Origin of the sequence: Methanohalophilus sp. WG1-DM (assembly GCF_004104135.1) — an archaeon.
GTDB classification, from domain to species: Archaea; Halobacteriota; Methanosarcinia; order Methanosarcinales; family Methanosarcinaceae; genus Methanohalophilus; species Methanohalophilus euhalobius.
This window is the reverse complement of record NZ_RRBA01000001.1, coordinates 37,520-48,582: the sequence shown is the minus strand read 5'-3', so window position 1 is coordinate 48,582 and position 11,063 is coordinate 37,520. Positions and strand designations below refer to the sequence as shown.

The following is an 11,063-nucleotide window of genomic DNA, read 5'->3' as shown; positions in this document are numbered from 1 at the left end:
TATAAGACAGGCTCAGGAAGATGGTGATGAGTTGATGGATTTATCTGTTAATGGATTATTAGCTTCATGCGATTGAATAACTTAGAGGGATGAAATGGTAGAGTTAGGACATGGATATCTAAGAACTGCAATAAAGGACTTGAAGGCAGCAAAAACCCTCTACAGGTACAGTTTATATCCCCAAGCAGTATTTTATTTTGCTCAGAGTGTTGAGAAGGCAAACAAATCACTTGTATTATTAAATAGTAACTTTACAGAAGACTATCTTGCTAATAAGGTCAGGCATGATTCAACAAAAATATACGATATTGCTATAATTGAGCAAAGAAAAAAATACAGTAAATTGCTTGATAACCTTGATAAATGTCCAGAGTTGAACAATTTTTCTGTTATTGATAGAGATAAAATCAATGGTTTACTATCAGAAAGTGGTACATTTCTCAGTGAAAATTCGAAATTCAGAAAAGAAAAAGAGAAATTGGCATTTTTAAGTACTCGAGAGTTAAACAATATTCTTAATAACATATATTCAGAACTCCAAACTATTGAAAATGATATGAAAGAAATAGCAGATATGGATCTTGACATTAAAAGTTGGATAAAAGAAATAGATTCTACCATCGAAAGAATGCGTATGGATAATACTGAATCAGCCAATAGTTTAGCTGAAGAATTAGAAAATTTGAAAGAATCAAACCTTGAAGACCTTAGAAAAATAATAAAAGCTTCATGGTTTTTGATGGCACAAGGATATCTTGCATTAATACCTTTGTATTATCTTGCACCTATTGTATTACCCCATGTAAATTCTACAAGGTATCCTGGGAAAGGAACAAGTCCTGTAGAGATATACAACATCAACATGCCGTTGGTGAAAAAATTACCTGAATTATTTGATTTGCATTCCAATACGCTCAGGAATCTGAAGATATTCAGAGACAAGGTTTGAGATGATCATTTTTTGCTTACAGGAATTAACTTTAAAACAAGGAGGTTCAGGTGCAGATTATTTGGTAAAATACCACCTGTACCACCCATTTTTTTCAAAATATCAAATACCTAGTTTTTCAAAAAAGGCACTATGCCTTTTGTTAACATTACTTACCAATTTATTTATAAATTAATAATAATTATTCCTCTCGAGGCCAATCTTCAGGTACGAGTTTAATTCCATCACGCCACCGTTCAACAATTGCTTCTTGATACCATTCTTTGTCAATATCTGCATGTTCAGTAACTATCACCTGTAAATTGGGTTCAACTTCATTGATGACTTCAATAACAAGTTCAAACATTCTTGATAATGCAAGCTCATCTTCTTCTGACACATTTTCAAGAGATTTTTCATTATATTGTTCAGCTGGAAAATAGACTTGTGATGGTTGATCAAAAAATATGAAATTTGGCACGGGTCTATTCTTGCAAACAAACCATAGATGTAAGGCCAAGTGAACGATCAAATGATATCCAACCCAATTTTCACCACTACCCATTCTCTTCATTGGAACAGGTCCACCGTTGGTATCTGCAACAATCGTTAGCCTTTTCGGTTCAAACCGTAAAGGAAATTTTGAATGTTCTAATTTCAGTTTTTGTGCCCAATTCGTTAGTCGATTTCCAAGAATCGAGATTATTGAATCGAGATTATCCTGAATTTTTTCATCGCTTAAATCGTCATCAAGACGGTCTAATTCCGCACGAATTCGCTCTACTTCTTCTTCAACTTTTATAGTATCAGCTAATTCGGGAAGGCTTTCTAAATAAAGTGTAATTCGTCCACGTATATGAGCATGCTTAACTGCTTCTTCTTGAACATCCGCTAAATAATCATTTGTAGCTCTTATTGCTTCCATTTTTCTATAATTCTCAGAAAGTGACTGACGTGTTGTTTGAAGTTCATCTTCTAATTCAGATAGAGGTTTCTCTAATTGTAGTTTCGTTTTAGAGAGTGATTCAAACTTTTTAGATAACTCGACAAAAGTCTCTTTTATCTCTTTTTCAGACGGGATCGTCTCAGAAAGTTTGTGTGAACAAAGTGGACAAACATTAGTTTCATTTGAATCTTCAAAAAGGCCAATTGTTTTTAGTCTCGATTTTTGCTTCTTAGCCTCTTTAGAAAAAGAAGACTTGTCCTGCTCAAAAGATTTTACTAATGCAATTTCATCATGGATTTTATGTTTTTTATTTAAGAGAACTTTTCTTTCTTTAGATAGTAATTCATACTCTGAATTCTCTGAAAGATATTCATTTTGATTTAATGGTATCGAGGCAACATTTTTTAATTCAGCAACAATATCTTCCCATGACTCGGGATTTGTTTCCACCATGCCTGCATCACGAGCTTGAGCAAGTAGTAGTGATGCCTTTTCAAAGCCATCTCCACGTAGTGCTGAAAGTTCATTCAGTTTTTTTTCATAATTTCGGAGTTCTTTTTTTAGTTTCCTCTGTTCATTTTTTTTCTTGACATATTCATCATCTACGGCACCTAAGAAATAGGGCAAGGTATCTTTCAATGATTGAGCTACAAAGTTATCTGAAGTTCCATGAAAAAGTTGATTCCTTTGAATAATTTCATCCTGGGATTGTAAACACAATGGCAAAGCATGTCGAATTGTTGCTGTCAATGGTGGTCGGGTTTGTCCTTCAGGAGGTTCATGAATGTTGTCACTTATTCCCACCCATCCATCTAGCATGGTTTCTAATCCTTTTGTATTAGTTATTTTACAAATATCGGATGCATTTGGGATATTCACTGAATTACCAACTTCAACAAAACAATCTTCACTTGTAGAACGATTGGCAGGACATCGACGTGCAATAAACGCTTCTTCACCATTTAATTTAAGGTGTAGACCAAACCAAGACACTGATCGCCTTATTGGACCTTCGGGGACCTTGCATTCTTTACTTCCAAAGCAATAGTCAACTATGTCAATTAAAGCTGATTTGCCTGTTTTTGATGCACCAGTAATCACATTAAATTGACCTGTTTTTAATGGAAGAATTCGACATTTATCATTATGACTGTAAAGAACAATATTAAGAATTTGAATACTCATGGACGTACCCCTATTAAAGACATTATAATTTGACTGCTGCCTGATTTAGCAAACCATTTTCCTATTAATTCAGAGCTTTTTGCACATTTTTGAATTTCTTCATCAGCATTTCTCAAATTCGACTTAATTTTTCTTGCCCAAGTGGTATCAGCTGTCACTTCTAGACTGGTAACTTTAAAGAGTCCATGCATACCTCCAAAAAGTAGTGCTTCTTTTGTGAATGGAGCGATTAAAGAGGAACGATTTGCTATATACGATCGAATCAGTGGATTTTTATCTATCCAAGTTGCAAGAGGGGTAACCTTAGATCTCGGAAGAGATTCTCGAGTTTTACAATGTAGGACCATTGGTAAAATTAAAAATGCTAATTCAAATGGCAAACCCTTGTTTGATTCCTGGTAGTAACCATTTGAAGCTTTCCACAAAAGCAGAGATAAAAAACTTGGTGTCAAAATAGCTCTTTCTTCAGGTGCACGTTTTTCCCAAGGTATCATGTAATTTTATCCCCCTCTGCTAATAAATATGAAAGATGTTCATAAAAATCAGGATGCCAGCCAACTTTCAAGTTATCTGCCAACATGTGCAGCGATCCCCGTGCAAGGAATTCCTCGGTTACTTGAGAACGAATATGAATTTTATTAGGAGATTCCTGTTCAACCCATCTAAGGATATCTCTGGCTAAAGATTCTTTATACTGTTCTGTTATCGATACTCCACATTTATCACGCATTCCTTCAAAAACAAGTTCCCATTCTTCAATTAATTTGTTTTCATATTTTGAAAGTTCACCTACAAGAATTAAGTCTTCACTGAGCCACCTTGAACGTTGTTCAAAAGCTCGATAATAATCACGAACTGCTGCTAAAATGCGTTTTTTACTTGCTTTTGTTAATTCTAACTGTTTTACAAAAATAGACTCATCACAATCTTCCATACTATTTTCATCTACTTTTATGGAAAGTACTTCATCATCTATTGGAAGAGCATCTCTTTTAAATTGCTCTCGCAGTTCTGACATTTTTCCCTCAAGTTCGTCTCCTAATATGCATCCCTTTTCAGAGCATAATTGATTTAATACGCGATGATACCACCAGCCTTCAAGCCTCTCAAGAAATGATTCCATATACTTTCTTTCAACTGCATGAAATGCAGCTTTGCTTAATTCTGAATCAATATCATTTATATGTGGAGAACAGTCGAGAACAACAATGTCATTTACAATATTAAGCCTTTCTTCGGGAGATGTATCCAAAAATATCCTATATGCTTCCTTGTTTGCTTTATTTTTTGAGTTGTGTGCAGTTTCATCTAATATATCCAATGCGAGATTCACATCCCTATTAATTCCACCTAAATAATAAGCAGCAGATTCATTTGATGCTTGAGAAGTAGTTATTAGATAGAGCGAAGTACCGATGTCAATTTCTCCTGAATTATGTGCTTCAAACCATATACGTATAGATTTCCACAAATCTGGACTAGCATCACCCAGTTTTGCTTTCTTATTAAAATGGTGTTTAGTTTGGAGGAGATCTTTTGGTTTTCTTTCTAATGTTTCAAATTGTATATCATCTAAGGCTTCTACTGATACGAGAAAATCTGCACCTGCAGGAAGTTTGTTTAAGGACCATAAAAGAGCTACACGTACTTGATACAAATAACCTATATTGCTTTCTGAAGCTGAAAATTGACTCTTATCGACAACTTTCATGTAGCCACCTTATATATCCTGACAACATGTATTTTTTTGATCATTCTTGCAAAATATCTCCGATTAAATGAATGGTTTTTTTTGTTAACTCTGCATGTAAATATTATTTAAAACTATTTGTTTTAAAAAATTCAACTATGATATGTCCAATTGCGATAAAGACAAATCTTCAATTTATGCTTGAGTATATATTATAACTCTATAGATAATACAGAATTCATAGAATATTCAGTGGTGCAGAGAAGGCAAGATTCTACTTCCCTGAACCACCTTTGATAAATATTTTTTTGATGGATTAATTCGCACTTTTTTGACCTTTTCAATTCTGTCCGACCATAATTTGCGGGAAGAATACTCTTGAGAGATTTATTGTCCTTCTTATCTCTCGCATGACAGTATCTTCCTATGTGAAAATTTACCTGTCGATTTTGAAATATTTTGAGAGAAGTAATTGAAACTTCTATTAAATTAGAACATAAAAAAATATAAATAACAACAGTTAGAATATTGCCTTGTTTTTAAAAATATGCACTGTACTAACAATAAATGTTAAATCGATTACTGTCTATGGAGGATACTTTGGTGCCAGATGATGATTTTATTGAAGAAGAAGATTATAAAGTAAATATCTATTCAAATATTGAACGAAATCTAAGATCATACTCTGGCTTTGTCAGTTTATTAAGAGAATTGATACAAAATGCCGATGATTCTTCAACAAATGGGGAGACAGTTGAAGTAGAGATTCACTTTTTTAAAGATAAATTAGTGTTAAAGAATAACACTGTTTTTAGTGAAAATGACTGGATTAAAATAATTGAAATCGGCTCTAGAAATAAAGAAGCAGACACAAGTAAAACTGGAAGGTTTGGAATTGGATTTACTTCAGTATTTAAAATATGTGATATATTAAATATACATTCAACAAATAAATCTAGAAAAGTAGATTTAAATCAAAAAGAAAAATGGAAAACATATCGCACTCCAAAATATACATCTGAAAAGATAACTGAGTTTGAATTTTTTTGGAGAAAAGAAGAAAGTTATGCAAGGAAAGAAATTGGTGCAGAGATAATCACTCAGGAAAAAATAGATCTTTTCGTAGTTGAAGTTTTAAGAAATATCCAAGATGATATCCATTTCTTAAATCATCTGGCTAAATTAGATATATATAAGAATGGAAATTTAATTCATAAAATACGAATTGAAAATGAATTGTATTCATTATCTAGGGATCTCAATAAAGAAATTAAAAGAATAAATATTGATGAAACGAAAAAAAGAATGGTGCTATATCATAAAAATATAGAAAATCATTTTGAAACGGAATATAAAAATGGTATCGCACGCAGAAGGCCTTTTTTGATATCCATTGCGTTTAATGGTACTGAACTTCAAAAAGGTCGCTTTTTTTGTACCCTTCCGACTGAATTGAACACAGGTTTTGCATTTGACATAAATAGTGATTTTCAACCCGATCAGAATCGAAAACATCTCATATTTGATGAAGATGATTCTAAAGGAAAATATAACTTAAAAATTATTGATTTTGTCCCCGCGATGATAGATGAGATTATAGATGATTTAAAAGCAGAAGTAAATCCAGACTTGTTTTACCAAATATTATATTTATCGAAACAAGATGGAGAATTCAATTATATTTATAGTAGATTTATTGATCTTGTCAAAAAAAGAGACTGCAACATCATTTACATAAACAATGAATGGTACCCTATAAGCCTTTCAAAAATTACAAGAGATACTTCGATATTAAAATTATTGACAAGAATCAATTGCCCAGTTGTTCCTGGAAAATATATCAAATACCGTGGTTTTTTTAAAAAAATAGGTGTTGATGAATTCAATCTGAATGATTTAATCTGTTTGATTCAAGAAAAAATACCACATTGTATTTCATTTGAAGAATCTATTTTTATTTCAAAAGATGAATTATATAGTATATATTCTTACATATCTAAAAAAATAGAAATAAATAATGATTATAAAACTAAATATATTGAAAATATACGAAGTTTAAATATTTTTTTAACAACTCGGGGGTGCTTGGAAAGCAACAATAACTTCAGAATAAAACGAATTCCTAAGCAGCTAGATGCAATAAAGAACGAACTTCCAGTTACTGAAATTGATGCTGGTTTGGTATCGAAATGCAATTCCTGTTTAGCTAAGCTAGGTGTTTCTAAATTAAATGAAAAACACCTTATAAAAATAATTAAAAATGATTTTGCTGACGCCAAATATCCAATAAAAATTAACGAAACAAAACGTTATATAAACAACCGCCAGAAACTAATATCAATAATTCATTTTATTGAAAAATATATCTACAAATATAATGAATATAAAAAAGCCAAAAATATTGGATTTTGGAGTGATGGCGAAAAAAGAATTGACTTAAAGGATCAAAGATTCATAAATTTTGAATCTACTATTAATGACATGTTGGCTTTACCGTTGGCTCTTACAGATGATAATCTATTATATCCTTTGAAAAACCATATTGTATATGATTTAAGCAAGTCAAATTATAAAAAACAATTCGCTGATAAGAAAGGACTCAAAAATCTTGATTCCAGTATAAGGGAACTTTTCCCCAACATATTACATCAGAATTTTTTCAAACTGACAATCGATGTAATTATTGATCATTTTGAATTTGACTTGGAAAAAAATGGTACTATTTCTGATGATGACATCATATTGTTATATCAGCTAATTTCGGAAGAACAAAGGCAACTTGATAGAGAAAATATAGACAGATTAAAGAGAATGTCTATTTTTAAGAATAACAACCTTGATTATTGCTCATTAGAAGATGATGGTAATGAAATGGTACTAAAAGGGAACTACCCTGTTCCAAAAGGAATCCAAATTGATGACATACTTGATGAAGCATTTTTAGATAATGTGCCTGACTTTCCTCGCTTTAAACAAACAATAATAAAATCAATGTTCGGAATCAAGGAATTAAATTTCGAGGTTTTCATAAAAAAATATTTAGAAGAAATTTTCCATAATTCTAAAGTAGAAGACCAGGACAAATTTGATTTGATTGATAAATTAAATGACCAATTTATTGGAATGACTAAAAAAAATTCCTATTCTGAAATTGAAAGTGTATTGGTAAATACAAAGCTAATATACTGTAATGATGGAAAATTCCATTGTCCAACCAAAGAATCAGTATTTTTCAAATCTAGAGAACTTGATGAGTTGTTTGGTAAAAATTACATATATCCAGAATATAATGATATTAACAGTTACAAACATTTCTTTGAACAAATGGGTGTAAAAAATGATTTAAATTTAGATGATATAGTGGAATATGTTGTTGAATCCATCAATACAAGAAATATAAGCCATGATTTAATTGAAAGAATGAAAATTGTTTTTAATTATATTAATAAACATTGGGACACTTTTGATGAAAATACTTTGAGTTCATTAGAGAAATTAGCGGATATTGAATGGTTGCCAGCTGTTGATTGCAACTACAAACTCTATAAGCCAAAGGAATTGTATTTAGGAAATATACAGCCGCTTTTATCCGAATTTAACGATGTTTTGTACTTTGATATGCCCAATTCATCCCAATTAAAAACTGGATTTGTAAAAATAATAGGGCTAAATTATAAAAATATAATACCGACTGAAATGATTATTAAAAACTTAAAGCAACTAAGTTCTACTAATAAACTAATAGATAAACAAAGCTCTATATATTCAGAATTAGAGAAGAGGTCGAATAAAGATCCAATATCTGTAAAAACTCTACAATCATTCCGATCCATATCTATAAAATACGAAGGAGAAAAAAAACCCAGGTATTTTTCGCCAGCAGAAGTCTTTAAGCATGAGTGTAGTGAGTTGTATGGATATGAATACATTGGATATCTACCTTCAGAGTTTGTTCAAAAATACAGCAACCTGATTGAATGCCTAAATATTGCAGATGAACCTTATGCTGAATCGCTTAAAAATATTTTAAAGTTGATTGAGCTAAAATATCATGAGAAAAATTATTGCATTACAGATGATAATGATCGAAAAATTGTATATAATTGTCTAACTAAATTGAGCAAAGATGCAGAAATTTCAAGTATTGAAGATGCAATAATTTATGAATTACAAAATATGCATATTTTGATCAACAATAAATCACAATTAATTACTCCTAAGTATGCAATATTAGATGATAATCGTAAAATATCAGATCAATTTCGGAATCAGTTAAAAGATAGATTTTTGAGATATAATGACGACCATTTGGAACTCTTTGAAAAATTAGAAATCAATAAAATTAGCCAAATGGTTCATAAAGAACTCATCAACAGACCATCTCCTAATTCTTTAGAATTAAACGAGGCCTATACTAAAAAAATGGAACTTTTTGCCCAATTATTCCAGAGAATAAAAATTGGTAATAAAGGTGATCATACATCTCCAAACAAACATTGGAAACATATTAGTTCAAAGATAAAAGTATATAACTATGATAATTTACAAATCTCTACGTATATTTTTGTTGATGATATAAAGTATAAAACAAAGGATGATAATGCTATTTGTTGTTATATGGAAACTGATGAAGGTACTATAAATGAAATTTATGTAAGGGGTTCTATTGAGGAAATATCAGATGGCATAGCATCAGAATTGTCTGAAACATTGCACCCCAACCTTGACAATAATTTTATTAACACTGCAAAATTATTATTGCAAAAAAATTCATTAGAAGAAATGCACAATATTTTGGATGGAGCTAATTATCCTACAGTAGATGAAATTGAAAATACTAATTTAATCAACCAGAAAAACATAGAAAATATACTAGAAAAAGAAGATGAGGAAAAGGATGAAGACGATATGATCTCTGAATCTCCTTTGAATAATATTGAATATTCCTCAGAAAATCAATCGAACGAAGACATAACGGAATCTCCAAATAAATTTAAAAATAGAACATTTTTTGATGATGGGGACAAAGATAACTTTTCTGAAAATTGTTCTCATTCCGATAAAGAAGAGTTGCATACAAAAGATTCAAATGAAGACATGGAAATGAAAGAATCTTTTGAAAACAAATCTGACTCCAAAAAATCATCATACACAGACAAAGATAAAGGTAGAACAAGAACACCTACCAAAGATATGAATTTTAAGCAAGCAATCGAGAAACAATATAATGGCAAAGATACAGAGGATAATATACATTTCTATGCCATTGACGAAAATTTAGAGCCAATGACAATAGAAGAAGAAAGAAAATTTAATGGAAACGTTCATCGTGAATTTGAAAATGAAATTGAATCAATTCAATATGACAATAGTAGAAGAGCATATAATTACAATATGGAAAAATTAGCTGATAATCAATTTTCGAAATTTAAAGTAAAGGATAACTATAAAGGAAAGTGCCAAATATGCGGTTTTACCTTTAGAACCAAAAATAAACATAATTATTGTATAACTGCTAGTTTACTTGAAAAAAGAAATGGTGGAATTCGGCATCCTGCAAATTATTTATGCTTATGTCCAAACCACGCAGCATTAATAAAGCACGGAAATATTAAGTTCAAAAATCTTGATGATCCCAAAGACAATAAAGTACTTTTTACAGATTTCAATTCGAGTTATGAAATAAAATATGATCCAATTCACTTTAAAATGCTGAAAGAAATGTTGAAAAGAGGTAGTTATTGACATTTGATGCAATAATACATCTTCTTGTAGGGTTATATTGCATATTTGGGAGATTATTCTTCATTTTAAACTAAATATCTAGTGTATTGATTATTAGAGTCATCGATTTAAGGCTCGAAAATCTGTTTAACCCTTTCATCTATAAGTTTGCTGATTTTCGACTCCATGATTGTTGAAATGTCAACGTTTGAACAGGCCGTTTCATTCGGATTTCTAGAATTCTGGTCTTCAGTTATTATTCCATTTGCTTTCAGGATAGCATCATCTACATCTCGACCAGAAAGATGTACATAGAAACTTGGCATGTCTTAACCCTGTACCCACCCAAAATATAATTTCATTTGAGCCTCTCTCAGATAATTTACCATGTACAAAGTCTGGAAAAACTAAAAAATCTATTTCTTATGGGGTTTTTATTCACTGATTCAAAGCTTAATAGAATGGGGTTTGGTAGAACAGAGGCCATACAAGGAAGGTAAAAAAGAGATTGAATACCATATTAAACCAGATGGGGAATTTACATTACAGTTTATAAGCATTTGACCTTTAGCATTAAGGTTCTAAATAAT

5 protein-coding genes are annotated in these 11,063 nt (G+C 31.0%); 2 read left to right on the top strand and 3 right to left on the bottom strand.

Going from position 1 to position 11,063, the window contains the following annotated elements; genetic code table 11:
* Positions 1-94: 94 nt before the first annotated feature.
* Positions 95-949, top strand: a complete 855-nt coding sequence (locus CI957_RS00240) for a HEPN domain-containing protein (protein ID WP_128753979.1) — start codon at positions 95-97, stop codon at positions 947-949.
* A gap of 181 nt (positions 950-1,130) precedes the next feature.
* Here CI957_RS00240 and CI957_RS00235 read toward each other — a convergent pair whose 3' ends face one another.
* Genes CI957_RS00235 through CI957_RS00225 form a run of 3 tightly spaced genes read right to left on the bottom strand, consistent with a single transcriptional unit; the run spans position 1,131 to position 4,770 of the window.
* Positions 1,131-3,059, bottom strand: coding sequence for a DUF3732 domain-containing protein (locus CI957_RS00235; protein WP_128753978.1), 1,929 nt, complete (start codon positions 3,057-3,059; stop codon positions 1,131-1,133).
* A complete protein-coding gene (locus CI957_RS00230) occupies positions 3,056-3,553 on the bottom strand; it encodes a three component ABC system middle component (protein ID WP_128753977.1) in 498 nt (165 codons plus the stop codon). Before CI957_RS00230 ends, CI957_RS00235 begins: the two co-directional genes overlap by 4 nt.
* Positions 3,550-4,770, bottom strand: coding sequence for an ABC-three component system protein (locus CI957_RS00225; protein WP_128753976.1), 1,221 nt, complete (start codon positions 4,768-4,770; stop codon positions 3,550-3,552). The genes CI957_RS00230 and CI957_RS00225 overlap by 4 nt, the downstream gene beginning before the upstream one ends.
* A 582-nt stretch (positions 4,771-5,352) precedes the next feature.
* Between CI957_RS00225 and CI957_RS00220 the strand changes: the two genes are divergently transcribed.
* The gene (locus CI957_RS00220) at positions 5,353-10,494 is read left to right on the top strand and encodes an ATP-binding protein (RefSeq protein ID WP_128753975.1); all 5,142 of its coding nucleotides are present in this window, start codon (positions 5,353-5,355) and stop codon (positions 10,492-10,494) included.
* Positions 10,495-11,063: the final 569 nt, after the last annotated feature.